The organism is Caenimonas sedimenti (assembly GCF_007833165.1).
Classification (GTDB): domain Bacteria; phylum Pseudomonadota; class Gammaproteobacteria; order Burkholderiales; family Burkholderiaceae_C; genus Ramlibacter; species Ramlibacter sedimenti.
The window spans coordinates 133,789-158,222 of the sequence record NZ_VOBQ01000015.1 but is presented as its reverse complement, the minus strand read 5'-3'; the positions used below and the strand labels follow the sequence as shown (position 1 = coordinate 158,222).

27 protein-coding genes are annotated in these 24,434 nt (G+C 69.4%); 9 read left to right on the top strand and 18 right to left on the bottom strand.

Annotated elements, in window-relative coordinates; genetic code table 11:
* Positions 1–16: 16 nt before the first annotated feature.
* From FN976_RS19610 to FN976_RS19600, 3 genes are read right to left on the bottom strand one after another with little or no spacing between them, the layout of a single operon-like run.
* The gene (locus FN976_RS19610; protein ID WP_145894751.1) at positions 17–1,288 is read right to left on the bottom strand and encodes a type II toxin-antitoxin system HipA family toxin; all 1,272 of its coding nucleotides are present in this window, start codon (positions 1,286–1,288) and stop codon (positions 17–19) included.
* Positions 1,288–1,749, bottom strand: coding sequence for a helix-turn-helix domain-containing protein (locus FN976_RS19605; protein ID WP_145894750.1), 462 nt, complete (start codon positions 1,747–1,749; stop codon positions 1,288–1,290). Before FN976_RS19605 ends, FN976_RS19610 begins: the two co-directional genes overlap by 1 nt.
* Before the next feature lie 57 nt (positions 1,750–1,806).
* Positions 1,807–2,835 carry a phosphotransferase enzyme family protein gene (locus tag FN976_RS19600; RefSeq protein ID WP_145894749.1) on the bottom strand — a complete coding sequence of 343 codons (1,029 nt, stop codon included), beginning with the start codon at positions 2,833–2,835 and terminating at the stop codon, positions 1,807–1,809.
* A 117-nt stretch (positions 2,836–2,952) separates the two neighbouring features.
* Here FN976_RS19600 and FN976_RS19595 point away from each other — a divergent pair, with 117 nt between their 5' ends.
* Positions 2,953–3,672: a glycosyltransferase family 32 protein gene (locus FN976_RS19595; RefSeq protein WP_186511021.1), complete on the top strand. Its 720-nt coding sequence runs from the start codon at positions 2,953–2,955 to the stop codon at positions 3,670–3,672.
* A 7-nt stretch (positions 3,673–3,679) separates the two neighbouring features.
* Here the strand turns inward: FN976_RS19595 and FN976_RS19590 are convergent, their stop codons facing one another.
* Entirely contained in the window at positions 3,680–3,907 is a 228-nt protein-coding gene (locus FN976_RS19590) for a hypothetical protein (RefSeq protein ID WP_145894747.1), read from the bottom strand.
* A gap of 103 nt (positions 3,908–4,010) precedes the next feature.
* Positions 4,011–4,724, bottom strand: coding sequence for a glutathione S-transferase family protein (locus FN976_RS19585; RefSeq protein ID WP_145894746.1), 714 nt, complete (start codon positions 4,722–4,724; stop codon positions 4,011–4,013).
* Positions 4,725–4,842: 118 nt separating this feature from the next.
* Here FN976_RS19585 and FN976_RS19580 point away from each other — a divergent pair, with 118 nt between their 5' ends.
* The 4 genes from FN976_RS19580 (at position 4,843) to FN976_RS19565 (ending at position 7,180) form a co-directional block, all read left to right on the top strand.
* Positions 4,843–5,169: a winged helix-turn-helix transcriptional regulator gene (locus FN976_RS19580; protein WP_145894745.1), complete on the top strand. Its 327-nt coding sequence runs from the start codon at positions 4,843–4,845 to the stop codon at positions 5,167–5,169.
* On the top strand, positions 5,166–5,546 hold the full coding sequence (locus FN976_RS19575) for a class I SAM-dependent methyltransferase (RefSeq protein WP_145894744.1): 381 nt from the start codon (positions 5,166–5,168) through the stop codon (positions 5,544–5,546). Before FN976_RS19580 ends, FN976_RS19575 begins: the two co-directional genes overlap by 4 nt.
* Positions 5,547–5,627: 81 nt before the next feature.
* Positions 5,628–6,515: a DUF4394 domain-containing protein gene (locus tag FN976_RS19570; RefSeq protein ID WP_145894743.1), complete on the top strand. Its 888-nt coding sequence runs from the start codon at positions 5,628–5,630 to the stop codon at positions 6,513–6,515.
* The gene (locus FN976_RS19565; protein WP_145894742.1) at positions 6,515–7,180 is read left to right on the top strand and encodes a cupredoxin domain-containing protein; all 666 of its coding nucleotides are present in this window, start codon (positions 6,515–6,517) and stop codon (positions 7,178–7,180) included. The genes FN976_RS19570 and FN976_RS19565 overlap by 1 nt, the downstream gene beginning before the upstream one ends.
* Positions 7,181–7,189: 9 nt before the next feature.
* On the opposite strand, the gene FN976_RS19560 is transcribed toward FN976_RS19565, so the two are convergent.
* From FN976_RS19560 to FN976_RS19530, 7 genes are all read right to left on the bottom strand, one after another.
* A complete protein-coding gene (locus FN976_RS19560) occupies positions 7,190–8,041 on the bottom strand; it encodes a MipA/OmpV family protein (protein WP_145894741.1) in 852 nt (283 codons plus the stop codon).
* Between the two features lie 47 nt (positions 8,042–8,088).
* Positions 8,089–8,640: a carboxymuconolactone decarboxylase family protein gene (locus FN976_RS19555; protein ID WP_222432854.1), complete on the bottom strand. Its 552-nt coding sequence runs from the start codon at positions 8,638–8,640 to the stop codon at positions 8,089–8,091.
* Positions 8,641–8,717: 77 nt separating this feature from the next.
* Positions 8,718–9,677 (bottom strand): M14 family metallopeptidase, encoded by a 960-nt coding sequence (locus FN976_RS19550; protein ID WP_145894740.1) that lies wholly within the window; start codon positions 9,675–9,677, stop codon positions 8,718–8,720.
* The gene (locus tag FN976_RS19545) at positions 9,674–10,651 is read right to left on the bottom strand and encodes a Bug family tripartite tricarboxylate transporter substrate binding protein (protein WP_145894739.1); all 978 of its coding nucleotides are present in this window, start codon (positions 10,649–10,651) and stop codon (positions 9,674–9,676) included. Before FN976_RS19545 ends, FN976_RS19550 begins: the two co-directional genes overlap by 4 nt.
* Positions 10,652–10,740: 89 nt before the next feature.
* Positions 10,741–11,637: a LysR family transcriptional regulator gene (locus tag FN976_RS19540; protein ID WP_145894738.1), complete on the bottom strand. Its 897-nt coding sequence runs from the start codon at positions 11,635–11,637 to the stop codon at positions 10,741–10,743.
* 27 nt (positions 11,638–11,664) lie between these two features.
* Entirely contained in the window at positions 11,665–13,548 is a 1,884-nt protein-coding gene (locus FN976_RS19535; protein WP_186511017.1) for a toll/interleukin-1 receptor domain-containing protein, read from the bottom strand.
* 91 nt (positions 13,549–13,639) lie between these two features.
* Complete coding sequence (locus FN976_RS19530) at positions 13,640–14,950, bottom strand: homoserine dehydrogenase (protein ID WP_145894736.1); 1,311 nt, start codon at positions 14,948–14,950, stop codon at positions 13,640–13,642.
* Between the two features lie 222 nt (positions 14,951–15,172).
* Here FN976_RS19530 and FN976_RS19525 point away from each other — a divergent pair, with 222 nt between their 5' ends.
* Complete coding sequence (locus FN976_RS19525) at positions 15,173–15,559, top strand: thioredoxin domain-containing protein (protein WP_145894735.1); 387 nt, start codon at positions 15,173–15,175, stop codon at positions 15,557–15,559.
* Positions 15,560–15,587: 28 nt separating this feature from the next.
* Here the strand turns inward: FN976_RS19525 and FN976_RS19520 are convergent, their stop codons facing one another.
* Entirely contained in the window at positions 15,588–16,559 is a 972-nt protein-coding gene (locus FN976_RS19520) for an NADPH:quinone oxidoreductase family protein (protein WP_145894734.1), read from the bottom strand.
* 1 nt (position 16,560) lies between these two features.
* Positions 16,561–17,337, bottom strand: coding sequence for a methanethiol S-methyltransferase (gene mddA / locus FN976_RS19515; protein WP_145894733.1), 777 nt, complete (start codon positions 17,335–17,337; stop codon positions 16,561–16,563).
* Between the two features lie 161 nt (positions 17,338–17,498).
* Between mddA and FN976_RS19510 the strand changes: the two genes are divergently transcribed.
* Positions 17,499–19,043, top strand: coding sequence for a bifunctional AfsR/SARP family transcriptional regulator/alpha/beta hydrolase (locus FN976_RS19510; protein ID WP_186511015.1), 1,545 nt, complete (start codon positions 17,499–17,501; stop codon positions 19,041–19,043).
* A gap of 69 nt (positions 19,044–19,112) precedes the next feature.
* A complete protein-coding gene (locus tag FN976_RS19505; RefSeq protein WP_145894731.1) occupies positions 19,113–21,161 on the top strand; it encodes a hybrid sensor histidine kinase/response regulator in 2,049 nt (682 codons plus the stop codon).
* 3 nt (positions 21,162–21,164) lie between these two features.
* Here FN976_RS19505 and FN976_RS19500 read toward each other — a convergent pair whose 3' ends face one another.
* The 4 genes from FN976_RS19500 to FN976_RS28945 all read right to left on the bottom strand — a co-directional run bounded on the left by FN976_RS19500 (position 21,165) and on the right by FN976_RS28945 (position 23,446).
* A complete protein-coding gene (locus tag FN976_RS19500) occupies positions 21,165–21,506 on the bottom strand; it encodes a lysozyme inhibitor (RefSeq protein ID WP_145894730.1) in 342 nt (113 codons plus the stop codon).
* Positions 21,507–21,587: 81 nt separating this feature from the next.
* A complete protein-coding gene (locus tag FN976_RS19495; protein ID WP_145894729.1) occupies positions 21,588–21,923 on the bottom strand; it encodes a hypothetical protein in 336 nt (111 codons plus the stop codon).
* A 95-nt stretch (positions 21,924–22,018) separates the two neighbouring features.
* Entirely contained in the window at positions 22,019–22,537 is a 519-nt protein-coding gene (locus FN976_RS19490) for a nucleoside 2-deoxyribosyltransferase (RefSeq protein ID WP_222432858.1), read from the bottom strand.
* Positions 22,538–22,582: 45 nt separating this feature from the next.
* Positions 22,583–23,446, bottom strand: a complete 864-nt coding sequence (locus tag FN976_RS28945; protein WP_186511013.1) for a hypothetical protein — start codon at positions 23,444–23,446, stop codon at positions 22,583–22,585.
* A gap of 146 nt (positions 23,447–23,592) precedes the next feature.
* On the opposite strand from FN976_RS28945, the gene FN976_RS19480 reads away from it, so the two are divergent.
* The gene (locus tag FN976_RS19480; RefSeq protein ID WP_145894727.1) at positions 23,593–24,426 is read left to right on the top strand and encodes a peptidoglycan DD-metalloendopeptidase family protein; all 834 of its coding nucleotides are present in this window, start codon (positions 23,593–23,595) and stop codon (positions 24,424–24,426) included.
* The last annotated feature ends 8 nt before the right edge of the window (positions 24,427–24,434 follow it).

The window sequence follows — 24,434 nt, the reverse complement described above, 5'->3', positions numbered from 1 at the left end:
CGATGCCTCTGCGGGATCAAGCCAACGTAAACGCGCCCGCCATCCGGTCCTGCTCCCTGGCTGCAATCCCCAACCGCTTCGCCAGCACCGCCCACTGCACCACCACCGCCCTGAGCCGCGCGATGATGGCCTCGGCTTCCCCCGGCTTCACGCGGAAGACGCCGGCCACGCTTCGCGCCAACTCAAGATCGCGCGCATTGTCCGTCTCGCTGATGTTCAGGCTCAGGCCGCCGGCGTCGGGCACCGGGTTCATGTCGTACGCCTCCGCCAGCCGCCAGCCCTTGCCCGGAATGAGCAGGAAGCCATGGTTGCGCAGGTGGTCGTCGGTATTGGAAACAAGCAGGTTGAAGACGATGCGGGACCACAGCTGCCGCAGGTCGGCCGCTGGCTGCGCGCCGTGCTCCATCAGCACGCGGGCCAGTTCCAGGTAGCTGGCGCCGGTGGCCGCGCCTTCGCCGTCGCGCCGGCCGGTGAGCGTCATGGCGGAGGCGAAATGCAGCCTTTCGCCGCCCGCTGTGCGGTCGAAGCGCTTCACGGCGAACGTGTGGCCACCACCGCCGAACTTGCGCGCCCATGCCGGCGCCACGGCAATGCCAGCCGCCTGCGCCAACGCGTGCACGACGAGTTCCCAGGCGCCCACGTCGTGCGCGTCCTGCACGCTGGGGAATTTCGCGATCCACAGGTGGCCGTTCTCGTCAGCCACGCTTGCCTTGGGCCGCGCGCCGCCCAGTGAGCCGCCGGGCGCGACGAGCATGCGCAGCCAGGCATCGATGCGGCTGGCGTCGGGCACGCCGCGCTCGTCTTCCAGCGCCTGTGCGGCGGCTTCGAGTTCGCGCAGGCGAACGAAAGGCGGCGCGGCCACATCGTGCTGGTTGTCCAGGAAGGGGTCTGTCTCCTCCAACTTGAAGCGCAGTGCGCCCGCGCGGAAGGCGTCGTGCACGCCCAGCAGGTAGTCGGATTCGCGCAGGCGATAGTCGCGTGCAACGGCTCCGGTGCGCTGCAGTCTCTCGAGCCGGCGGCGCATGAGCAGGCGGCCCCAGCGGTCGGGGCTGGCGTCGGAGAAGGCGCCGAAGTTCGCGGCTTCGCGGTGCGCATGCTGCGGGCCGGCGAAGGCGGCCAGGTGCGGGTCAAGCCGGACACCTGTCAAGGCACGGTCCGCCAGTGCAGCCGCCGCGAACGCGAACTCGAAGACCTCGCGGCCGCTGCCGGCGCGGGCGTGCAGTGTTCCCAACAGGCGGGGGCTGCCCAGGCCCTGCCAGTCGGCGAACACCAGCACCCTTTGCGCCATCAACGGCCCTTGCCGCGGACGGGCTTGGGCGCGACGAGCCTGGCCAGGTCTTCCGACGCGTGCCCTTCGGGCGGGGCGGACCGCCGGCGAGCCGGCGCGGCGCGCGCTCCCGGTGGGTGGTGGAGCTCCGCGGCGGGGTGCTTCACGCGTGCGGCGGCGGCCGGCGTCGCTCGCTGGCCCAGGCGGCTGTCTTGCAGCTCGCGCCCCAACGGATCTTGCGCACCCAGCAGGTCGATGTCCGCATCCAGCCCCAGCACCTGCATCACAGCTGCGTAGGCGCCGAGCGTCGCGCCAGGTGTGCCCCGCTCGATGCCGCGCAGCGTCATCGGTGCCATGCCCGCCCTTTCGGCCAGGTGCGCGGCGGTGAGCTTGCGGCGCAAGCGGGCAAGCCGCAGCCGTTCACCGAGCTCGCGCAGGCGCCGCTCCGTCGCGGGGAGCAAGGAGGATGTGCGGTTTGCCATGTGCCATTATCTTAGCGATTTTCAAAGTTTTTCGCCAGAATAGCTTTTCTTCTACGGTCACGCCGGCAGCTCCACCTTCCCCCAAGCCGCAAACACCTCCCCCTGCTTCTTCAACCACTCCACCGGCGCCGAACTCGTTCCCCAATGGTGCACGCGCCCGAGCGCCTCGCCCGTGTTCCACAAGTGGCGCAGCTGCACGAAGAGCGGCAGCGCCGCCAGGTCGTGCTCGCCCACCTCGGCACCCGCGCGGTAGCCGCGCAGGTACAGCGGCCAGCGCTCGCGCAGCTGGTCGTCCGGCGCCTTGAGGCCCTTGCGCACCATGCCGCTCCATAGCAGCACGCACAAGTCGTAGGCGAGGAAGCCCGGGCCGGCGTCGTCGAAGTCGAAGAACACCGATTTCCTGGCGCTTTGTTCGCCGTGAACATGGTTGTTGTACCCGTGCGTGTCGCCGTGGCAGGCCACGCGGGTGAGGCGGTGCTCCACCTCGGCCAGTTGCCGAAGCAGTCCATCGATCACCTCGCGGTAGGCTGCGGCCACTTCGGTGTCGGCCACGAAGCTGGGGTGCTCCGTCATCCAGTCGCGAGTGCGGCCGGCGAGGTGATGGCCGTCCAGCGTGTAGCGGCTGGGCGGGCCCGCGTAGTCGCGTGCGGCGGTGTGGATCTCCGCCAGCGCGCGGCCGGTCAGCTCGAAGTCCTCCGCCGCCTCGGGGACGGCGCCTTCGGCATGCTGGAAAAGCACCAGCGCCCGCCGGCCTTCCGGGAACTGCAGTTCCACGGACGCCCGGCCGTCCGCAGTTGGCACCGACGCCGCCACGCCGCAGCCCTTGGCCTGCAGGTGCGCCAGCAGCGCAGTCTCATAGTCGATATTGAATGGCCCACGCGGGCGGATCGCGTAGAGCCGCGCCACGTGGCGGGTGCCGTCGGCCAGCCGCAGCGCGTAGTTGTCGTTGAGGCCGCGGCGGATCAGGTGGCATTGCTGCACGTCCATCCCGTGGTGCTGGGTGATCCAGCGGGCGATGGAGGATGCGGCGGCGGTGGTGTGGGTGGGGACGAGGCCGGGGTCGGTGCGGGGGGTCTTGGCGGGCATGCTGGATTCTGCCGGGGTCAAGCTATGGCTTGCCTGAAGCCGTCCGCTCGCCGTCCAAGCGCTTTCGCGCCGGCGGGCTTACGCAACAATCAGGGAACGATCACCATGGAAGCCCCCATGCCCATTCCCCGCATCATCCACCAGACGTGCAAGGACAAGCGCGCGCTGCCCGGCGAATTGGTGGCCAACATCGAGCGCATGCGCACGCTCAACCCCAGCTGGGAGCATCGGCTCTACGAAAACCTGGAGATGGACGATTTCATCAGCACCCACTACAGCGCGGATGTGGTCGGAGCGTTCCGAAAGATCAACCCGGCGTATGGCGTCGCCAGGGCGGATCTGTTCAAGTACCTGCTGGTGCACCAGTGCGGGGGCGTGTATCTCGACATCAAGTCCACCGCCATGAAGCCGCTGGACGAAGTGCTGCAGGCGACCGACCACTTCCTGTTGGCGCAGTGGCACAACAAGCTGGGGGATGAGTTCCAAAGCTACGGGTTGCACCCGGAGCTCACGACCATCCCCGGCGGCGAATTCCAGCAGTGGCATATCGTCGCCGCGCCGGGGCACCCTTTCCTTGCGCACGTGGTCAATCGCGCGCTGTTCAACATCCGCAGCTATGACGCCGGTTTCCACGGCGTCGGCGCCATGGGTGTCTATCGCACCACCGGACCGATCTGCTACACGCTGGCGATCGCTCCGCACCTGGGCAAGGCGCCGTTTCGCATCGTGGATGCGCGGGAGATCGGATTCAAGTACTCCATCTATCCCGGCCCGCCCAACACGCACCGCAAGATCCTGGGTGACTACACGGGATTGACGGAAGCGGTGGTGCTGTAGACGGCCCTCACTCCAGCGGCGTCGGCCGCGAATCCCGCTCCTCCTTGAGAAAAGGCTCGGCACTGGCCGCGCCGGTGCCACTGCGCTGGCCAGAAGGCGGCAGGACTTCTCGCTTGGCGGGTTGCGGCTCCTCTGGCGGCGGACCCTTGGCGCGAACGCGACGCAGCAACCGGTGCACGAAGCTGCCCGTCGATTCCGGCCCATGCTCGCGATCATCCTGGCGATGCGGTGGCATCCTGCTCCTCTTGGTCTGGATGCCTCCACCTTCGGCGCAGTCGCAGTCACACGCAAGCCCCCAGCCTGCAACAACGGTATCGAACTGCTGAGGTAGCGAAGCGTCAACCAGCCTGCGCCGCAATCACCTCCCGCAGCGGCACCTGCCCCACCAGCGCACCACTGCCCGCCGGCTGCTCGCCGTCCTCCATGGCCAGCGCAAAGCGCACCGCCTCGTCAGCCTCCAGCCGGGCACGCAGCGCGGCCAGCCGCGGCCAGCGCGCCTTGTCGGCCACTTCGTGGAGGTCCAGCCAACGCGCCACGCCGATGAACGCGCCGTCCGCCAGCGTAGGCCGATCGCCGACCAGATACGGGCCGTCACCGACCATCGCCTCCAGCTTGTCGTGGCGTTCGATCACGGCTTCGCGGCCATGCCGGCGCAGCGCGGCCTGGAAGGCCGGGTCCGGCGGGTCCATCTCCATGGCCGTCCACAGCGGACTGAAGGCGCCCGTGAAGCCGGTGTTGATGAAGGCCATCAGCTGGTGCATGCGGTCGGCCTGCGGCGTGCGCGGGGCGAAGCTGATGCGGCGCGCCTCGTCTCGTGCCTCCAGCCAGGCGGCGATGGCCAGCGTCTCGGTGAGCGGGCGCCCATCGCCGGTGATGAGCACCGGTGTCTCATGCCGGGCGTTCACGCGTGCATAAGTGGCGTCGCGCATCTCGCCCAGCATGTCGACGCGGCAAAGGCGGTAGGGCTGCCCCAGCCATTCGAGCGCGGCCACCAGGCCCATGGAGCTGCCGGCGGGGAAACCGTAGAGAAGAATCGGTGTTGCTGCTGTCATTGCGTGTTCCTGCATTGCATTAAAGTGATTTGCGATCCGCCAATGTGCAAGGCGCATTCCGCAGGGTCAATGACGCACTTTTTTGTCACCGAGCTTTTATTGCCGAGGTTCCGCGCGCATGAAATCCGCCGTTTCCGAATGCCCGATCGAAGAGGCCATGGTGCTGCTCAGCGGGCGCTGGCCCACCCTGCTCCTCTACTACCTGCAAGACGGCACCAAGCGCTTCAGCGAGCTGCAGCGCGACAACCCCACCATCTCGCACCGCATGCTCACCCTGGAGCTGCGCAAGCTGGAGCAGGCGGGCATCGTGTCGCGCATGGCCTATGCGGGCTACCCCTCTCGTGTCGAGTACACGCTCACCCCGGCGGGGCTGCGGCTGCTGCCATTGATCGATGCGTTGGGGGATTGGTGGAGCGAGACGGCGCAGGAGCGTGCCGCACCATGAATGACCGCCTCGGCCGCATCGTCCAGCGCATGAAGATCCAGCCGGATGACAAGGTCCTCGAAATCGGCTGCGGGCACGGGATTGCGGCTTCCTTGATTTGCGAATCACTGCGGTCCGGCCACCTCGTGGCCGTGGACCGGTCCGCCAAGATGATCGCGGCGGCCACCCGCAGGAACGCGCGCCACGTCGAAGCCGGAAGGGCCGAGTTCATCTGCGCGGATTTCGAATCCGTCGATCTCGGCGCGCGGCGCTTCACCAAGATCCTGGCGGCGCGCGTCGCGCTGTTTGAACGCGATCCTCGGGCGCGGGAAGCGCTCAAGAGGTTGCTGGCGCCCGGCGGCAGGATGTTCATCGAATACGACGAGCCTGCCGGGTGAATCCTCAATGCCGCGGACTTGAATCCAATTCGCCATGGGCTGCGTACTCCAAACGCCACTCCATCAGAAGGATCGCCCCCCATGAAGAAACTGACCTCCTCCCTCCTGGCCGTCGCGGCCCTGGCCACGCTGGCCGGTTGCGCCAACATGGCCGCCGCCCCGGCACCGGCCGAAGCCCCGGCGCGCGCCGAAAAGGCCGTCGCCGTCACGATGTCGAACCGCCTGATCAAGTTCAATGCCGGCCAGCCGGGCCGCATCCTGTCCTCCAAGGCCATCACCGGCCTGCAGCCGGGCGAGCAGGTGCTGGGCATCGACTACCGCGTGGCCAAGGACATGCTCTACGCGATCGGCAGCTCCGGCCGGCTCTACACGCTGGACGAAGACACCGCGGTGGCCAAGCCGGTGGGCGAGCCTTTCGCCGTCCGCCTGGAGGGTACCGAGATCGGGTTCGATTTCAACCCCACGGTCGATCGCATCCGGGTCGTCAGCAACAGCGGCCAGAACCTGCGGCTGCACCCGGACACAGGCGCGGTGGTGGATTCCAATGCCGACACCGCGGGCGTCCAGATCGACGGCAAGCTGGCCTACGCCGCCGGCGACGCGGGGGCAGGCAAGACGCCCTCCGTGGTCGGCGCGGCCTACAGCTACAACAAGGCCAACCCCCGCATCACCACCAACTACGCGCTCGACGCGGCGTCCGGCACGCTGGTCACGCAGGGCAGCCGTGAAGGTGCGACGCCCGCCGTCTCGCCCAACACCGGGTCGCTGTTCACCGTGGGCAGCCTGCGCATGCCGTTCCGCACGGCCGCTTTCGACATCCAGGCGGTGAGCGATGTCGCCTTCGCCGCGCTGGACAACGGCACCGGTTCCAGCCGCTGGGTCACCATCGACCTGAACACCGGCATGGCCACCTCGCTGGGCACCGTCGGTGGTGGCGAGGCGGTCCGCGCCATCGCGCTGGAACCCTGATGGCCACGCAGGCCCGTTGGCGCGCTTTCGCCGCTGTGCTGTGCCTGGGGGCCGCGGCGGCCGCCCAGGCTGCCACCGTGACGGTGAGCGTCGTCGACCGGGAGGGCAACCCCGTGGCCGATGCCGTGGTGGTCATCACGCCGGCCGCCCCGGGGGCCGGACGGCCACCGCTGGCGGCGCAGGCGGTCATTGCCCAGACGGGCATGCGGTTCACGCCGGCCGTCACGCTGGTGCCGGTCGGCGCGCGCCTCACCTTCGTCAACAACGACCCCTGGGAGCACCACGTGCGCGGCTCGGCGGCGGGCATGGCGCAGTTCACGGCCAGCACGTCCGACGGCTTCGAGCTGCGGCTGGCGGGCAAGAAAGACGGCCAGGCGGCCCAGTCGGCGGAGGTGACGATGACCGAGAAGGGCGCGATCCTCCTCGGCTGCCACCTGCATGCGTCGATGCGCGGCCACGTGTTCGTCACCGACTCGCCCTGGACCGACCGCACGGGGCCGGACGGCCGGGTCGTCTTCAACGACGTGCCCAACGGCGCGGCGCAAGTACGCGTGTGGCAAGCGGACCAGCTGGTGGACCTGCCGGTGCGTTCGGTGAATGCCGGCGCCCAGGCGACCCAGTTGCAGGTGCAGCTGCAGGTGGTGCCGCGGCGCAGGCGGCTGTAGCCCTCGGCGTCAGTCGCTCGCCGCCTCCGACGAGCGCAGCCAGGTCCATGACAGCCCTGCCCCGGCGGTGAACCCGGTCGTCCGGCTCACCAGCGGGCTGTGGCGGTTGGCGGCGCCGGCCACGGTGTCGGCACGCGCGAAGAGGTACACCGTCCAGTCCCGCGAAAGATTCTTCGTGAGCGATGCCGACAGGCGCGTCGCCAGCAGGCCCGCCTTGGCCTCGTACGCCGGCCGGGTGGCGGTGGCGTAGACGGGCTCCACTTCGTAGAACGTGCTCGACAGGCGTTCGTCGGCAATGACCAGGCTGGCGCTGGTGCCCAGGTTCCACGCACCCGGCAGCCGGCGCGACCAGGAGACGCCGGGCTGGAAGATCGTCCCGCGGTACGCGAACGAGTCGCTGATGTCGAACACGCCGCGCAGCGGCAGGTCCAGCCGCCAGAGACCGTCCTGCGCCGTGCCACCCAGGTTCACGCGCAAGCGCGGGCCGAACTCCACCAGGGTACCCAGGTCGGGCATGCCGCGCCGGACCGGGTCGTCGTTGGCGCGCGAGCCGAAGGCGCCGGCCACGCTGATATCGAATTCATAAACGGGCGTGCGGACGGCGCGAACCCCGATGCTTTCGCCGTCCGCGCGCAGGTAGCGGCCGCGGTACGTCGCCCAAGGCAACACGAGGCCCCGGTTGACCTGCCGGTCCGAGCCGGGGTAGGCCTGCTGCGAGATGCCGCCGGCCACGACGCCGATTTCCCACAACGGGCGTGTGTTCGTGCCGGCTGCCGGCGCCGCGGCATCCTGGGCAATGGCGGAGGTCGCGCCAAGCGCAATACACGCGGCGAGGGCAAGGAAACGGCGGGGATTTGGCATGCGGGGCTTTCTGGTTCAGTGAATTGGGGTCAGATTCCAATTTCCGGTTAGCGCCGATGCTTCCCCACATCCCACCCCTGCGTGCCCAGCGCCCGCTGCGCCACCGCCGTGGGCACGGCCTCCAGCGGTGTGGCCATGCTGTCGTTCCAGCGGTTCAGGAACCCGAACATCGCCACCACGCCCAGGATCTCGACGATCTGCCCTTCACTCCAGTGCGCACGCAGGCGATCGAACAGTTCGTCGGTCACTGCATTGGGCTGGGCCGCGGCCGCCAGCGCGAAATCGAGCGCGACGCGTTCGCGCTGGTCATAGAGCGGGCTGGTGGCGTAGTTCCAGACGGCGGCCAGCTTCTCCTCGCTCACGCCGAAGTTGGCGGCGCCCAGCAGCGTGTGCGCCTGGCAATAGAGGCAGCCTGCCGCCTTGCTCGCGACATGGCCAATCAGGCGCCGGAATCCCAGGTCGACTTCGCCGGCCGGGTCCATCACCGCCGCGTTCAGCTGGGCGAAGGCCTGAACCAGGCGCGGCCTGCGCTGCATGGTCAGCACGCTGTTGGGCGTGAAGCCCAGCGTGCCGAGGAAGAAGTCGAAGTGCGACTTCAATTCGGGGTGGTTTCGGGCGGGAGGGGATCGAGTCGGGACATGGCGTGGCTCGGTGGCAAAAGCCCCGAGCTTAGCGCTCAGGCCCGCGCGAAGCGCACCACGGTCACGCCCGCCCGCGCCTGCCGCAGCGAAGGCATGACGAGCACGCAGTCGTCGTAAGGCGTGGCGATGAGTTCCCCGTCGTTGTCGCCAACGGGCGTACCCGCCTTCGGGATCACCTGCAGGCCCTCATGGCCACCGAGGAAGCGGAAGCCGCTGCTGCGCGCCACGACGCCGCCCGTCACGCGCAAGACCTGTTGCCGCGCTGCGTCCGGCCGGCTCCAGCCGGGAAGCGCGTCGTGGATCTCGTTGGCATCGACCACGCCAGCTTCTACCAGGAACCGCGCCGTCAGGTCGCGCGCGACGTCCCTGCTGGCGACCTCCCCATGAAATCCGCATTCGATGAGCAACGAGCACTTGCCGCCCGCCTGCGCGTCGGGCAGCCCGAAGGCGCCGAAGTCGCGCATGCGGATGCCGTCCTGGTGACCCTCATCGACGACGATGTGCTCGGGCGTCCGCAGCCTGCGCGCCAGTTCGAGGTTGCGGGCCTGCATGCCGACCAGCATCAGCGGCGCGCCCGGCTCGTGCATGGAGTGCAGGTCGAGCAACCAGTCCGCCCGCTCCACGAACGGGCGCAATTCGCGCGCGCGGCGGCGCTCCAGAGTGGTTGCGTCAGCGATCCGCCCGGTCGACCACTGGCGGTTCAGGTCTTCGTCGACGAAGCGGGCCGCATCGAAGGCGGCCGCGTCGAACCGGTCGAACGCGGCGAGGTTGCAAAAGGCCAGCGTCAGGCTGCCTTGCCGCGGCCGCACGCCCGCTTCGAGCAATCCCAGCACCGCCCAGGCGCCGCACAGCTCGTTGCCATGCACCAGCGCGGTGACCATGGCACACCGGCCGGGCTCGCCCGAGTCGAAGTGCCAGACGCCCTCGGTGCCGGTGTTGCCCGCGCGCCAGGCGGAAAGGTCAGGCACCGGCAGGTCGAATCGCAGATCGGTCATTCCTTGATTTTCGCGAAGTCGACGATCTTCTGGTACTTGGCGGTTTCGGTCTCCAGGAAGCTCGCCATGTCGACATTCAACGGGGCGATCGCCGAACCGGATTCCTCGAGCTTCTTGCGGAACTCGGGCGTCTGCAAGGTCTCGTTGAGCGCTGTACGAAGCCTGGCGAGAATGGGGGCCGGCAGCTTGGGCGGCGCCATCAGGGCGAACCAGACGTCGATGTCCAGGTTCTTCAGTTTGGGAGATTCCGCCAACGCGGGGATGTCCGGTGCGGCGGGCGACCGGTGCTTCTGCGTCACGCCCAGCGCCACCACCTTGCCGCTGCGGATGTGCGGCAGCCCGCTGGAGAGCACGAAGACACCGTAATCCAGGGCACCCCCCACCAGGTCGATGGTCAGCGGCGAAACACCCCGGTAGGGAATGTGCGTCATGAACAGGCCGCCCTGGTCCTTGACCATCTCTCCCGCCAGGTGCAGCGCCGTGCCCACCCCGCTGCTGCCGTAGCTGAAGCGGCCGGGCTTGGACTTGACGGTGCTGAGGAACTGCTCGGCCGTCTTCACGCCCGTGCCCGCGGATGCGACCAGCACCATCGGCGTGGTGGCGACCAGGCCCACCGGCGTGAAGTCCTTGTAGCTGTACTTGACCGATGCGGGCGCGATCAGCCGGTTGATGGCGATCTCGTTGTTGGCGCCGAGCAGCAGCGTGTAGCCGTCCGGCTGGGCCCTGGAGGCGCGCATGGCGGCGATCGCCCCGCCCGCGCCGCTGGCGTTTTCGACGACGACCGGCACCCCCAGCTTCTTCGCCAGCTGGTCGGCCACCGCGCGCCCCGTCAGGTCGGTGCTGCCGCCCGGCGGGTAGCCCACCAGCACGGTAATGGGCTTGTTGGGGTAGGCGGCTTCCTGGGCGTGGGCGAGGCCCAGGTGGACGAAAAGAATCGGGAGCGTGGCGAGGGCGAGGGCAAGCGGCTTGTTCATGGGCTGTCTCCTGTGGTGCCCGCATTTTTTGCCTCGGGTGCCGGCGCGGCTGTGCCTTTTCGGCACGCCGCCTTGCCGGAAAGTACCGGTCAGCCGGGGTCGACGGTCTGCCAAAACGACTCTGCCGCCGGCGAGAGCTTGCGCTTGGCCCGCACCATCCGGATTTCGAAACCGATCTCCAGGGCCTTGCTGCCCACTGGCGCCAGTTGCCTGGCCTTGCAGGCGCCCGCGGCCAGCGACCAGGGCAGCCACGCGACGCCCAGCCCCTTGAGCGCGTATTCGAGCAACGCATCGGCCGAATCGCATTCGATGGCCTCCTCGAGCCGCGGCGCCTTCGGGTGGTTGCTCAGGTGGTCGCGCACGAGCCGGCCCAGCGCCAGCGTCTCCGCGTAAGCCAGGTAGGGCACCGGTCTGGGTTGCTCGAAGTTGAACGCCGCCTGGCCCCGCGCGTTGATCTTGCCCACCGGCACCAGGCGGTCGCTCGCCACCTTGCGTTGCAGGTACTGGTGCGAACTGAGGCGCATGGCGATCTGCGGGTGGTGATAGGTCAGCATGAAGTCCGATTCGCCCCGCTCGAACCGCTGAAGCGTTTCCGCCATGTGGCCGGTGCGGACCACCACCCGGACGCCGGCGCGTTGCCGGCTGATCCTGGCCAGCCAATCGGCGGCGACCGTGCGGGCCAGCGTGCGTCCTGTCGACAAGGTGACGGTTGTGGTGCGGCCGTCGGCATCCGCGCCGCCGATCTCGCTTCGGGCCTGGGCCATCGCCGGGACCAGCTGGAGCGCGAATCCGAGCAGCTTCTCGCCCTGGCCGGTCAACCGCACGGAGGTTCCACGCCGCTCGATGAGAGGCGCACCCGCCCAGGATTCAAGCGCCCGGATCCGGCGGCCGAAGGCCGGGTGGGTCACATGCCGCTGCTCCGCGGCACGGGTGAGGCTGCCGGTGTGCGACAGCGCGATCAGGTCTTCGAGCCACTTGGTCTGCATGGCTCCACTGTAGATGCGTTCGGTGAATCAGAGATAGGCTTTCGCGCGCATCTGCGCGAGCCATCCTTCGTCATCGTTCACCGTCAATTGTCTGGCCTTCATCTGCGCAAGAAGTGCCGCGACCGCGTCGGCGGGACTCGGATTCAACTGCACCACCAGCCGCTGGAACTCCGCATTGAGCGCGGCGTCGCCGGCCAGCGGCTTGCCCGCCAGGAAACGTTCGGCGACCAGCAGCCAGATCGTGTACCGGTCGCCATAGGTCTGGTACCCATGGCGAGCCAGCGACTGGGGGCTGGACTTCGACAGGTCCTGGATCTTCTGGTACGCCTTCTGAAGCGCCTGGCGGGCCGCTTCATGGTTGCCTGCATCCAGCTCCACCCTGGCGAGGTTCCAATACGAGTCCAGCAGCGGGCTGTACCGGGACATCGCGGCAGAACACCGCTTGGCCGCGGCCACCCGCAATTCGGCGGCATGCGCAGCATCCACCCGCGCGCGGCGGCGCAGCATCGTGCACCAATTGGACTGGAGCGTGGCCTCCTGGTCGGCCAGGTTCTCCAGCTGATGCTTGCGCTTGTAGTCCGCCAACACCTCCTCGGCGCGCTTGTATCGTCCGGGCACGTCGTCCCAGCGGCCCTCGTCTTCATCCAGTGTGGCGAGGTTCATCAGCACCCCGCGGGTCTCGAGATGCCTGCGAGCTGCTTCCCATGCTACGCGGGCTCGAGCGCGATCCCCCTTCTCGTAGGCGATCCTGCCGACTTCGTTCCATGCATACCACCGCAGCCAAGGCCGCAACCGCTCATCCCCGGCGAGGGGTTCATACAGCGCCAGCTGCTTGTCGTGCTGATCCATGAAGCTGTGGGCCTCGGCGGTCATCAGCCGCGCCCAGGAGCGCTGCCGGATGTCCGAGGCGTCGTGGAACGGCGACAAGGCGTTGACGGCCTCATTGACGCCGTCCTCCGTCAGCGTGGTGGCCTTGCGTACCGCAAGCACCTGCTCGATCAGGCGGAGGTGGCTGCTGCGCGCGTAGCGCGGCATCGCCCGGGTGGCGGCCAGCTGCTGCGTCACCCGCGGCAACTCGGCGCGGGTGGTCTCCAGTGAATGGTACAAGTCAGCGATGACGCGATCTTCATCATGTGCCACGGTGGAGGCGACGAGCAGGATCAATCCGCCGACGGCCGTGACCAGCAATAGGGGTTGCCGGTACATGCGGACCGGCTTGCGCCAGCGCGCAGCCCACAGGCGGTTCAGGTGCGTCGCCAGGGCCGCGGCAGGCACTGCGAGCGACGTGGCCAGGCCGACAAGCACATTGGGCCATTGCCAGGGGGCGTAGTCGGTGAAGCCGGTGGCGGAGCCCAGCGCCGCGCCGCCGGCCCCAACCACGGCCATCGCCGCGGCGAGAAAGGCGACCTCACCGGCCAGGCGCCGCCAATCCCTGGGCATGAAGGGGCGAGCCGCGGCCACGATGCGGCGCAGGTCGCCCGGCGCGTCGGGCCCGGTGCGCAGCGGGAGCGCGTTGCGGGCCAACAGCGGCTGCATGTTGGGCGGCAACTGTTCGGCGCGCGGCATGGTCGCGCCGGCCAGCAGCACCGGCAGGAGGGGCCGGCCGTGCTGGAGTGCGATTTCCACTTCCTGGCGCACCCAGTCGCCTGGGTCCAGCATGCGGGTGCCAGGCCCATCGCCGCACCACTGGGGGCCAATCACCACCACGAGCAGACTGCAGCCTGACGCGTGCTCGGCAATCTCCTGCGGGAAGTTGGCGCCCGGCTCGAAATCGAACACGTCCTGGCCCACGCAGGTGTCGCCGAATGCGTAGCCCAGCGCCTCCACGAGATGGTCAACCGCGAAGGCGTCAACCCGGCGATAGGAAATGAACAGTTTGCCGGGCGTGTCCGGCAATGCAGCCTGGTTCATCGCGCCTCCCCTCCTTTTTCTTTCCGCAGGCGGTAAGAATAGTCCGGCCGGAAAGCCGCTCATCCCCAAGATGGATGAAAGTGCATCGTGCTCAAGCCAGCGCCTCGACACGCAGCCGCACCGCCCCCGGCCGCACCCCATCCATCCCTTCCAGCCCCCGCATCGCATCCACCATGCGCGACTCGGCCACCTCCGCCGTCAACACCACCAGCGTCTCGCGCGTTTGCACGCCCTTCACCGCCTGCACCCCGTGGCGCGCCAGCACTTCGATCACCCGCGGCCCGGCCTTCGCCTCGTCCAGCGCCACCCGCAGGTAGTTGCGCAGCCGCACGCCCTCCATCGTTCCCATCGGCGGCGGCCGCACGCCGCCATCATGAAAACCCAGCGGCGGCACGCGCACCCGCCCGCCGTCACGCAGGCCGCGCGCCAGGTCCACCAGATCGGCCACGACCGCCGACGCCGTCTCGCGTGACCCGGCCCCCGCTCCGTAGTACATGGTGACCCCCGCCGCGTCGCCCTTCACCATGATCCCGTTCATGCGCCCCTCGACGCGGCCCAGCATCGAATCGCGCGGCACCAGCGCGGGATGCACGCGCAGCTGCAGCTCACCGCCGGCGCGCTGCGCCACGGCCAGCAGCTTCACGGCGAAGCCCAGGCGGGCGGCGTGCAGGAAATCTGCCGCCTGCAAGCCCGCGATGCCTTCGACATGCACCGCGTCCAGCCGCGGCGGGCCGCCGAAAGCCATGGCCGCCAGCAGCGCGAGCTTGTGGGCGGCGTCGCCGCCGCCGACGTCCAGGGACGGATCGGCCTCGGCATAGCCCAGCGCCTGCGCCTCGGCCAGCGCCTCGGCGAAGCTGCGGCCGGCCGTGCCCATCTGCGTGAGCACGTAGTTGCTCGTGCCGTTGACGATGCCGGCGAGCCACTCGATCTCGTTGGCCACCAGGCCTTCGCGCAGGGTCTTGACGATCGGGATGCTCACGGCCACGGCGCCCTCGAAACCCACCGTCACGCCGCGAGCGCCGGCGGCCGCGAAGATCTCCTCGCCGTGCGTGGCCAGCAGCGCCTTGTTGGCGGTGACCACGTGCTTGCCGTGCGCGATGGCTTCCAGCACGCAGTGCCGCGCATCCGTGGTGCCGCCCATCGCCTCGATCACGACATCCAGCTCCGGGTGGCGCGCCAGTCGCATCGGATCCTGCGTGACCTCGACGCCGGCGTCGGCCGCCATGCGCGCGCGCGACGCCGTGCGCGTCGCCACCATCTTCAGGTCGATCGCGCAGCCGGCACGCGCGCGGATGGTGTCGCGGTTGGCCTGCAGCACTCCGTGCGTGCCCGAGCCGACAACGCCGAAGCCGAGCAACCCGGCGCGCAGTGCCGGGCGATGGTGGGGAGGAGATGCTTGCATGTTCGTTTTCTCGTGGTGCCTGCGGCGCCGGGGAGAAAACGCTTCAACCCCGGCCGTTCGGCGGGGTTGGGTGACTGTGCTGACTAAGTGCGCTGCACGACCACCCTGCCCCGGGAGGGCTTGGTAATCATGGTCATCATGGCGATGGGGGTGGAGGTCATCGGGCGCACGGTGGCACTATAGCAGCCCGCTTCGGCGCATCGGAAAAGCGTAGAGTCCGCCATGCCCCGCCCCATCCTCGACGAAACCCGCATCCACCCCGCCGCGCGCTCCCTCGTGGCGGGCTTCCACCAATCCATCGTGCGCGAAGTGATGGACGCCGTGGCCGCGAACGACGTGGGGGTCGTCGGCATGCGGCAGAACCCCAACCCCCGTTTCGCCCGCAAGGCACTCGACGACATCGGCCAGGCGTACAAGTACCTGGAGTACGGCAGCTACTTCAACACCTGGCGCCGCCGCCTGGCGCTGAAGATGTGGACGGGCTGGCCGACCTTCCCGATGGTGTTCGTGCAGGGCACGCTGGTCGGTGGCGCCGCGGAGTTGAAGGCGCTGATCGCGAGCGGCGAGTTCAGGACGCTGGTGAGCGGCGCGCGGAACCCGCCGGCCTAGAGCCGGCGCCCAAGCCAAAAACTCAGCCTCACGTCCGCAGGACCAGCCGCCCGATCACCTCGCGGCGCGCAACGCGCTGCAGGGCTTCGCCGAATTCAGCCAGCGGCAGCACGTCCGCGACCCGCGGCCGCAATCTGCCTTCCGCCACGGCCGCGAACAGGTCCTCGTCCATGCGCCGGCTTTCCTGCGGGTGGCGCTCGGCCCAGGCGCCCCAGTAGCAGCCCACCACGCTGAAGTTCTTGAGCAGCGGCAGGTTCATGGCCAGGCTGGGGATCTCGCCGCCCGTGAACCCGACCGGCAGGATGCGGCCACCCCAGGCCATCACGCGCGATACCGCGGCGAACAGGGGTCCGCCGACGTTGTCGAAGAACACGTCCACGCCGCGGCCCCCGGTCAGCTCGAGCAGCCGGGCCTGGACCGCTTCGCGCGAATAGTCGACGACATGGTTCGCGCCCTGGCTGCGCACCGCCTCGCCCTTGGCCTCCGAGCTGACGCCGGCGATCACCATGGCGCCCGCGCGATGAGCGAGGTCGACGGCCGCCAGACCCACGCCGCCGGCGGCTCCACTGACGAAGACGGTGTCCGTCGGGCGCAGTTGAGCGCGGGTCAGCGCGTAGTCGGCGGTGCCATAGGCGTAGCGCACCGTCGAGGCGACGTCGAAGCCCACGCCATCCGGCAGCCGCGTGACGCCGGACTCCGGCGCCACCATGCGCTCGGCCATGCCGCCGAACCAGTGGCTGCAGGCCACACGGTCGCCGACGCGCACGCGCCGGACGCCCTCGCCCACCGCCACCACCACCCCGGCCGCATCGCTGCCGGGGACGAATGGCAGGGTGGGCTTCATCTGGTAGCGGCCGGCCACCATCAGAGTGTCCATGAAGCTGACCGCGGCCGCGTGGACTTCGATCAGCACCTGGCCGTGCAGCGGCACCGGGTCCGCGGCCTCGCCATATTCCAGCGCGGCGACGCCGCCGAAGTTCTTGCAGAGAACGGCGCGCATGTCAGATCGTCTCCTCGGCGCTGTGCACCTCAGCCGTGACCCGGGGCGAGCGAAGGCGCGGGATCAGCATGCCAACCTGCTCGCGGTAGGCGCGATAGCGGTCGCCGAATGCGTGCACCAGGTCCTGCTCCTCGTAGGCGATGCCGATCAGGATGTAGATGCTCAATCCGGCCGCGAACAGCAGGCGTCCGGCCGTCATGACGGGTACGGCCCACAGGCCCAGCAGCAGGCCGGCGTACAGCGGGTGGCGCACGAAGCGATAGAGCAGCGGCGTGCGGAACTGCGTTTCAGGCACGGGCCGCTCCTTCATGCGGGCGAACACCTGCCGCAGGCCGAACAGCTCGAAGTGGTCGATCAGGAAGGAGCTGACCAGCACCAGCACCCAGCCGAGCGCGAACAGGCCCCAGATCAGCGCGACGCCGGCGCTGTTCTCCACCCGCCAGAAGACGGGTTGGGTGATCGGCAGCCACAACCAGAACATCAGGGCCAGCACCACGCTGGTGGCCACCATGAACGTGCTGCGTTCCACCGCCGGCGGCACGATCCGCTTCCACCAGTCCTTGAAGCCGCGCCGCGCCATCACGCTGTGCTGGAGCCCGAACAGGGCCAGCAGGAAGACGTTCACCGCCAGCGCATGGGTCACGGATGCACCCGCTCCACCCACGTCCACCGACTTGGGAACCAGCAGGTTGCCGCTGAAGCCGATGAAGTAGGTCAGTGCGCCCATCCCGAGGCCATAGGCAGCAACCCCGTAAACTATCGAAAGCAATCCGCGCATGGCGATATCTCCTTTGCAAGTGAAAACGTGACGTTAGGGCGGGGGCGTCCCTTGAACGTCCCTCGGCCGACGTGCCTCGCGCGGCGCTGAACCTTTCCATGCCGCCGGGCGCCTCCTCACCGTCGATCCAACTGCAGCTTTTCGGCGCGCCGAGAGCCTTGGTGCACGCGCGCGAAAAGCCGCTGCCGCTGCAGCGGTCGGTGGCGTTGCTGGCGTATCTCGCGCTCAACCCCGGCCCGGTGCCGCGGACGCACCTGGCGGCGCTGCTCTGGCCCGATACCGACGAAACCAGGGCCCGCGCACGCTTGCGCCGCCTCGTCTACAACATCGATGAAGCCCTGGGGGGCGGGGCCTTGCTGGCCGAAGGCGATGGACTGGCCCTGGCCGGCGAGGCGGTCGAGGTCGACGCGCTGCAGTTCACCCGGTTCGCCCGCCGTGCCGTCGCCGTCGGAGCGCTCGATGGCGAAACCGTGGCGCAGGCGCTCCAGTGGATCGGGCACGTGCGCCGCCCGCTGCTGCAGGGCATCGCTTTCGGCTCCGGCGCCTTCGACGACTGGCTGAAGGCGGCTTTCATCGAGCACGAGCGCTTGCTGGGGCGCCTGCTGGAACGCGTGATCGACGCGGTCGGCGCCCATGACCCTGCGACGGCACTCGATCTGGCCGAAGCCTTGATTGCGCAGGACCCCTATCACGAGCCCAGCTACGTGGTGCTGATGCGCCTGCACGCCCGCCAGGGCCACGGCGCCGGTGTCGAAGCGGCCTACGTGCGCTGCGCGGAGGTGTTGCGTGCGGAGTTCGGCATCCGCCCCGGACCGCTGACGGACCAGGCCTACCTGCGCTTGTCCGAAGACCTGAAGCGCGCCGCTTCCCACCAGGCCAAGCGCACGAACGTGCGGTTCGCGGAGACCAGCCGCGGCGTGGTCGCCTATGCGAAGCTGGGCGCGGGCGAGCAGACCATGGTGATCGCGCCGGGCTTCGTGAGCCAGATCGAGATCGCGATGGAGCACCCGCCGTTGCGGACCTTTGTCGAATCGCTGGCCGAGAAATTCCAGGTGATCATTTTCGACCGCGGCGGCGTCGGCCTGTCCGAGCGGCTGGCCACGACCAGCACGCCCGCGGCCATGGCGGCCGACATCGTGGCGATCCTCGACCATGCGCGCGTGCGCCGCGCCTGGGTCTTCGGGTCCTCCGAGGGCGGCCTCGGCGCGACGCGCCTGGCCATCGATCATCCGGAGCGGGTCCAGGGCTTGTGCCTGTTCGGATCGCTCGCCCGGGGCTCCGCCGCTCCCGACTATCCCTGGGCGCTGTCCGCGGCCGCCTATGGCGTGTGGCTGAAGGCGTTGATCGCGGCCTGGGGCGGACCCGTGGGCATCGAGACGTTCGCGCCCAGCGCCAAGGACGATCCGGCGCTGCGTGCCTGGTGGGCGCGCATCGTGCGCCACGCAGCCTCGCCGGGCGGGCTCCGGACCATCCTCGAAGGCCTGCGCGACACGGACATGCGTGCCGACCTGCATCGCATCCAGGTACCGGCGCTGGTGATGCACCGGCGCGGCGACCTCGCGGTGCGTTTTCAGGCCGGCGAGCATCTGGCGAGGAACATTCCCAACGCGCTGTGGCTCCCGCTCGAAGGCGACGATCACTTCTGGTGGTGCGGCGACAGCCAGGCTGTGCTGGAAGCGATCATGAAATTTGCAGCTGCGCGGTGAGACCGGGGCCGTGGCTCAGCCTTCCCGCGGCGCGTTGTCCCCTGCTATGCTGCCTTCAGCAGGTCTCCGATGAGCAGTACCGATCCCCAGCAGTCCGATCCCAACGCGGCACTCGACCGCCTCCAGGCCCTCGCGGCCAACACGTCCACCGTCATCTGGCACACCGCGCCCGACGGCACCGTCAGCCAGCGCAACATCTCCTGGGCCACTTTCACCGGCCAGCGCGAGGACGAGTACGTCGGGTTCGGCTGGCTCGACGCCGTGCATCCGGACGACCGCCCTGCCGTGGCCGAAGCCTGGGACGCGGCCACCCGCGGCACCGCGCTTTTCGAATTCGGCTATCGCCTGCGCCGGCACGATGGCACCTACCGGAGCATGCTGGCCCAGGGCACGCCCGTCATGGATGCGGGCACCGTGCGCGAATGGGTGGGCGTCTGCGTGGACGTCACCGCCGCGCGGCAGGCCGAAGTCGCGCTGCGCGAGAGCGAATTGCGCCTGCGCTTCCTCGACCGGCTCGGCCAGGCCACGCGCGCCCTGACCGACCCGGTTGAAGTGATGGCCGTCACGGCGCGCACGCTCGGGGAGTATCTCGGCGCCACGCGCTGCGCCTACGCGGACGTCGAGGCCGACAGCAACCGCTTCACCATCCGCAACGACTGGACGGCTGAAGGCGTACCCAGCAGCGCGGGCGTCTATTCGCTGGACCTGTTCGGCCCGCAGGCCACGACCAACCTGCGCCGCGGCGAGCACCTGGTGGTGCGCGACGTCGACCGCGAGCTCGGTGACGAAGGCGGCGGGCGGATGTTCAACGCCATCGGCATCAAGGCGATCATCTGCGCGGGCCTGGTCAAGCAGGGCCAGCTGGTGGCGATGATGGCCGTGCACCAGTCCGTGCCGCGCGACTGGACGCCCGCCGAGATCGCACTGGTCGCCGAGGTGGTGGACCGCTCCTGGGCGCACGTCGAGCGGGTGCGGTCCCACGCCATGCTGCGCGAGCAGGACACCCGCAAGGACGAATTCCTGGCCACGCTGGCCCACGAGCTGCGCAACCCGCTGGCGCCGATCAAGTACGCCCTGGCCTTGCTGCGCCGCTCGAGCGACGCCGCGCGGGTGGCGAACGCGCAGGACGTGATCGACCGGCAGGTGACGCAGATGGCGCGCCTGATCGACGACCTGCTGGACTTGTCGCGTATCAATCGCGGGTTGATCCAGCTGCAGCTGGAAGACACACCGCTCGACGCGGTGCTGCGCCAGGCCGTGGAAGTCGCCCGCCCCGCGGTGGAGGAAGCCCGGCACGACCTGCAGGTGCAATTGCCGCCGCCCGACGTTCGCGTGCATGCCGACGCCACGCGGCTCGTGCAGATGGTCGGCAACCTGCTGGGCAACGCCGCCAAGTACACGCCGGACGGCGGGCGCATCCGCCTGGCGGCCTGGCGGGACGGGCAGGAAGCGGTGATCGAGGTGGCCGACAACGGCATCGGCATCCCGCCCGACCAGCAAGGCAAGCTGTTCCAGATGTTCTCGCAGCTGCAGCACTCGGCGGCGCGCGCCAAGGGCGGGCTGGGCATCGGCTTGTCGCTGGTGCGCACGCTGGCGCAGTTGCACGGCGGCAGCGTGAGCGTGGCCAGCGAGGGGCTGGACGAAGGCAGCACGTTCACCGTGCGGCTGCCGCTGGTGGAGGCCATGCCGGCTGCCGGAAGCGCGGAAGCCGCTGCGCAGCAGGACACGCCGGCCGGGCTGACCCGGGTCCTGGTCGTGGAAGACAACCGCGATGGCCGCGAGTCGCTCGTGACCCTGCTGGAGCTCCTGGGCTACGCCGTGGACAGCGCGGGCGACGGGGGTGAAGCGGTGGAGGTCGCGCGCCGCTTCGAGCCCGACGTGGTGCTGCTCGACCTGGGGTTGCCGGTGCAGGACGGCTTTGCGGTCTGCCGCGCGCTGCGCGCCGACCCGCGCCTGCGAACGGCGCGCATCATCGCGCTGACGGGTTGGGGCACGGACGCCGACCGGCAGAAAACGTCGGAGGCGGGTTTCGACGCGCACCTGACGAAGCCGGTGGAGCCGGATGCGTTGCAGGCTTGCATCGCGCTGACCGCGGTGGCGCCGGCACCGGTCGGCTGACGCTCACTTCACCCGGCAGCGGAAACTCCTGCCGCTCGAATGCAGCTGGCCCTCGTCGCCACGCCGCAGGAATTCGTAAGGCTGTTCGCCGTAGCGGTCGCCGCGCCGCTGCAGCCGCATCTGGGTGCCGCTGTTGAACGCCACCAGGACGAAGCTCTCGCCCTCGGTGAAGCTGACCGTGGAGGTGTCCTCGCAGGTGTAGGTGACGGAGCGGGCCAGCGGGTTGCGCTGGGCTGAATCCGCCGGCTGGAAAGCATAGGCAGCCGGGCGCTCCGCGCGTTGCGGCATGGTCTCGCAGCCGGCCACGAGCAGGCAGGCACAGGCGATGAGGGCGATTCGGCGCATGGCGATCTTTCGGTGCTGTTCAGGCCGAATATACGCGGGGCGCCGCCGTCATCGCCTGGCGGCGATGCAGTGCCGGATGCGTCAGGCCGGCGAATCGGCTTCCAGCTGGTGCTTCAGCTTCGACAACTCGCCATGGGCCTTCTGCACGGCTTGCTGCAACTTGGGGTCCACGTTGCCCGCGCCGCGGCAGGCCTCCTTGGCGCGGTCGGCGGCCTCTTCCAGCTGCATCACCGTCTGGCGCAGCGCGTCTTCGTTGCCGGTGCCGTCCTTCTTGGCCTGGCGCGCCTGGTTGTGCAGTTGCTCGATGCTCTGCCGCAACGAATCGGGCACGTTGCCCGCCGACTGCATGGCGTTCTTCGCTTCGTCCACGGTCTGTTCGATGTCGTTGATGCGTTGCTTGATGTTCTGGGCGTCCATGCGGATCTCCTTGTGGATGGAATGAATCCGCAAGCTTGCTTTTGCCCTTCGCGCGGATCTGCAAGAACACACCAGCCCCGCCCGTGCGGGATGTCTCACAAAACGCGGCCGTACTCCTGCCTCAGCATGGCCAGCGCAGCCTCCAGTCCGCCCACGGCAATGCGCGCCGGCACCGCCAGCATCAGGTTGAGCGGCAGGCCGAACTCTTCCAGGCTCCAGCCGCTGGTGTCCACGGTGCCGCCTGGCGCGACAGCGTGCGGGTACCGCTGGCGGATGCGTTGGGCGAAGCTGCCGGCCTCGGCCACGTAGCCCACCACGGGCTTGCCGCGCGCGACGGCGTAGCCCACCTCGAAGCAGGTGCCGCTGTCCGGCTCCGGCCCACGGAAGAAGTCGAGGTTGGCCAGCACCGCGTCGCAGGCCTCGATGTGCGCGATGTTGATGCGGTAGATGTGCTCGGCCTGTTCACGTGGCGCCTGCAAATGCGCGGGCAGCTGGGCCGTGTAGGGAAAGATGCCTTCGAACCCATGGGCAGCGCACAGCGCGGTGAGGCGCCGGCCGTGCTCCAGCGGATCGGGGCGGAAGACGTCGGGGCCGGCGAGGTAGAGGCGGTGGATGGGCACGGCGCGATTGTCGCGCCCATTGCGGGCCCCGCTCAGGGCTCACGGCGCGAACAGGGTGCCGTTGTAGCCCATCACCAGGTCCCGCACGAACGGACCCGCGGACGTGCGGCCCTCGGTCCGCACGATGATGCCCCTGAGCGCCTCGGCCCTGGCGTACCAGTTCACCGTGAAGGAGGCACTGCGCGAGTCGAACGACTGGAACTTGCAGGTCTCGTAGGGCTTGCCCAGCACGGTCAGCATCTCCTGCCCCAGGTAGTGCGTCGTGACGGTGTAGGGCGTGGTGGTCGTGTTGCCCGGGTTCCCGGTGACTGCGGCGTAACTCGTCACGTGGCTGCCGCCGGGTGCCAGCGTGAACGACTTGTCGCGCGGGAGCGGCGCGGCATGGGTGATCACCGTTTCGAGCGTGCTCGGGTTGCCCTCCGGCGTGAGCGGCACGGAGGACGTCCCGACCAGCAGGATGTCCAAGCCTTCGATCTGGACGTACCGCAGTGTCCGGAAGGATTCGGGCGCCCCGACCGGCCGCGCAACATACTCGCCCTGCGCACGGGCCCGTTGCTGGTTAAACACGGTCTCGCCACGGCCCAGCGTGCTCACCCTGAACTGCGTGCTGGCACCCAGCGCGTCCGTCTCCTGGTAGACGGCGATCGAAGTGGCCTGCGCGTCATAGCCCCGTGCACTGAAGCAGTCGGACGCCGGGCCGGCGCCGACCACGGGCAGCACGCCGGGGGCGGGAGCCGGGGTCGGGGCCGGAGTGGGTGCGGGCGTCGGAGAGGGCGTGGGTGCCGGCGCCGGCGCCGGCGCCGGAGCGGGGGTCGGCGCGGGCTCCGGCTCGCCACCACCGCCTCCGCACGCCGCCAGCAGCAGCGTCGCTGCCGCGCACCAGAAAAGTCTTGCTTGGTCCATCGCCGCGCCCTCCTCTTGCCGGCGATTCTGGAGCGAACCGGTGAACGCGAGGTGAAGGCCGGGTGAACGTTGCTGACGCAGGGCCAAGCCGCTGGCAAGCAGGAATTGGGGTCAGATTCCAATTTCCCGTGGCACGATGGGCAGACATGCATCTCCATCGCCGCTCTTTCGCCGCCGCCCTTGCCGCCTTCGCCTGCGCTGACTCGCACGCCCAGGCGACCCCCCTGCCCCGCGAGCTGCCCGTCCCTGGCGGCGTCGCGCGTGTCGACCTCGGCGCCAGTCCCCAACCGCCCGCCGCGCGCACCGGCGATGTGCCCCTGCTGGTCGTCGGCACCCCCGAAGCCTGGACCGCCCTGGTCGGCATTCCCTTGTCCGCGACGCCGGGCGAAGCGCACATCACCGTGCAGCCCGTCGGCGGACCACCTCGCAAGCTGGTCTATGCGATCCGCGCCAAGAAATACGCCGAGCAGCGCTTGAAGGTGGCGCCGGGGCATGTCGAACTGTCGCCGCAGGACCTGGCGCGGCATGAGCGCGAACGCGCGCGCCAGCAGGAAGTGATGGCGACCTTCTCCTTGCCGCCGCCCGCGCACGACGCGCTCGGCATGCAGCCGCCGGTGCGCGGCCCGCGCTCCAGTTCGTTCGGCCTGCGGCGCGTGTTCAACGGGCAGCCGCGCGCGCCGCATGCGGGCATGGACATCGCGGCCGCCACCGGGGTGCAGGTCTCGGCACCCTTGTCAGGCCGCGTCGTCGACACGGGTGACTACTTCTTCAACGGCGGCACCGTCTGGCTGGACCACGGCGGAGGCCTCCTCACCCTCTACTGCCACCTGAGCTCGATCGGCACCAAGGTGGGCGAAGTGCTCCAGCCCGGTGACCCGCTGGGCGCCGTCGGCGCCACGGGCCGGGCCACCGGCCCGCACCTGCACTGGGGCGTGCTGCTCAATCGCGCCATGGTCGACCCGGCGTTGTTCCTGAGGTAGATTGAGCC

Coding starts and splice junctions, on each gene's coding strand:
- FN976_RS19550 (WP_145894740.1), bottom strand. CDS start 9,677: ATGACCGATCTGCGATTCGACCTGCCGGTGCCTGACCTTTCCGCCTGG.
- FN976_RS19525 (WP_145894735.1), top strand. CDS start 15,173: ATGCCCCGCCCCATCCTCGACGAAACCCGCATCCACCCCGCCGCGCGC.
- FN976_RS19600 (WP_145894749.1), bottom strand. CDS start 2,835: ATGCCCGCCAAGACCCCCCGCACCGACCCCGGCCTCGTCCCCACCCAC.
- FN976_RS19565 (WP_145894742.1), top strand. CDS start 6,515: ATGGCCACGCAGGCCCGTTGGCGCGCTTTCGCCGCTGTGCTGTGCCTG.
- FN976_RS19535 (WP_186511017.1), bottom strand. CDS start 13,548: ATGAACCAGGCTGCATTGCCGGACACGCCCGGCAAACTGTTCATTTCC.
- mddA (WP_145894733.1), bottom strand. CDS start 17,337: ATGCGCGGATTGCTTTCGATAGTTTACGGGGTTGCTGCCTATGGCCTC.
- FN976_RS19495 (WP_145894729.1), bottom strand. CDS start 21,923: ATGGACGCCCAGAACATCAAGCAACGCATCAACGACATCGAACAGACC.
- FN976_RS19610 (WP_145894751.1), bottom strand. CDS start 1,288: ATGGCGCAAAGGGTGCTGGTGTTCGCCGACTGGCAGGGCCTGGGCAGC.
- FN976_RS19500 (WP_145894730.1), bottom strand. CDS start 21,506: ATGCGCCGAATCGCCCTCATCGCCTGTGCCTGCCTGCTCGTGGCCGGC.
- FN976_RS19580 (WP_145894745.1), top strand. CDS start 4,843: ATGAAATCCGCCGTTTCCGAATGCCCGATCGAAGAGGCCATGGTGCTG.
- FN976_RS19540 (WP_145894738.1), bottom strand. CDS start 11,637: ATGCAGACCAAGTGGCTCGAAGACCTGATCGCGCTGTCGCACACCGGC.
- FN976_RS19520 (WP_145894734.1), bottom strand. CDS start 16,559: ATGCGCGCCGTTCTCTGCAAGAACTTCGGCGGCGTCGCCGCGCTGGAA.
- FN976_RS19505 (WP_145894731.1), top strand. CDS start 19,113: ATGAGCAGTACCGATCCCCAGCAGTCCGATCCCAACGCGGCACTCGAC.
- FN976_RS19575 (WP_145894744.1), top strand. CDS start 5,166: ATGAATGACCGCCTCGGCCGCATCGTCCAGCGCATGAAGATCCAGCCG.
- FN976_RS19560 (WP_145894741.1), bottom strand. CDS start 8,041: ATGCCAAATCCCCGCCGTTTCCTTGCCCTCGCCGCGTGTATTGCGCTT.
- FN976_RS19530 (WP_145894736.1), bottom strand. CDS start 14,950: ATGCAAGCATCTCCTCCCCACCATCGCCCGGCACTGCGCGCCGGGTTG.
- FN976_RS19480 (WP_145894727.1), top strand. CDS start 23,593: ATGCATCTCCATCGCCGCTCTTTCGCCGCCGCCCTTGCCGCCTTCGCC.
- FN976_RS28945 (WP_186511013.1), bottom strand. CDS start 23,446: ATGGACCAAGCAAGACTTTTCTGGTGCGCGGCAGCGACGCTGCTGCTG.
- FN976_RS19605 (WP_145894750.1), bottom strand. CDS start 1,749: ATGGCAAACCGCACATCCTCCTTGCTCCCCGCGACGGAGCGGCGCCTG.
- FN976_RS19595 (WP_186511021.1), top strand. CDS start 2,953: ATGCCCATTCCCCGCATCATCCACCAGACGTGCAAGGACAAGCGCGCG.
- FN976_RS19590 (WP_145894747.1), bottom strand. CDS start 3,907: ATGCCACCGCATCGCCAGGATGATCGCGAGCATGGGCCGGAATCGACG.
- FN976_RS19585 (WP_145894746.1), bottom strand. CDS start 4,724: ATGACAGCAGCAACACCGATTCTTCTCTACGGTTTCCCCGCCGGCAGC.
- FN976_RS19570 (WP_145894743.1), top strand. CDS start 5,628: ATGAAGAAACTGACCTCCTCCCTCCTGGCCGTCGCGGCCCTGGCCACG.
- FN976_RS19545 (WP_145894739.1), bottom strand. CDS start 10,651: ATGAACAAGCCGCTTGCCCTCGCCCTCGCCACGCTCCCGATTCTTTTC.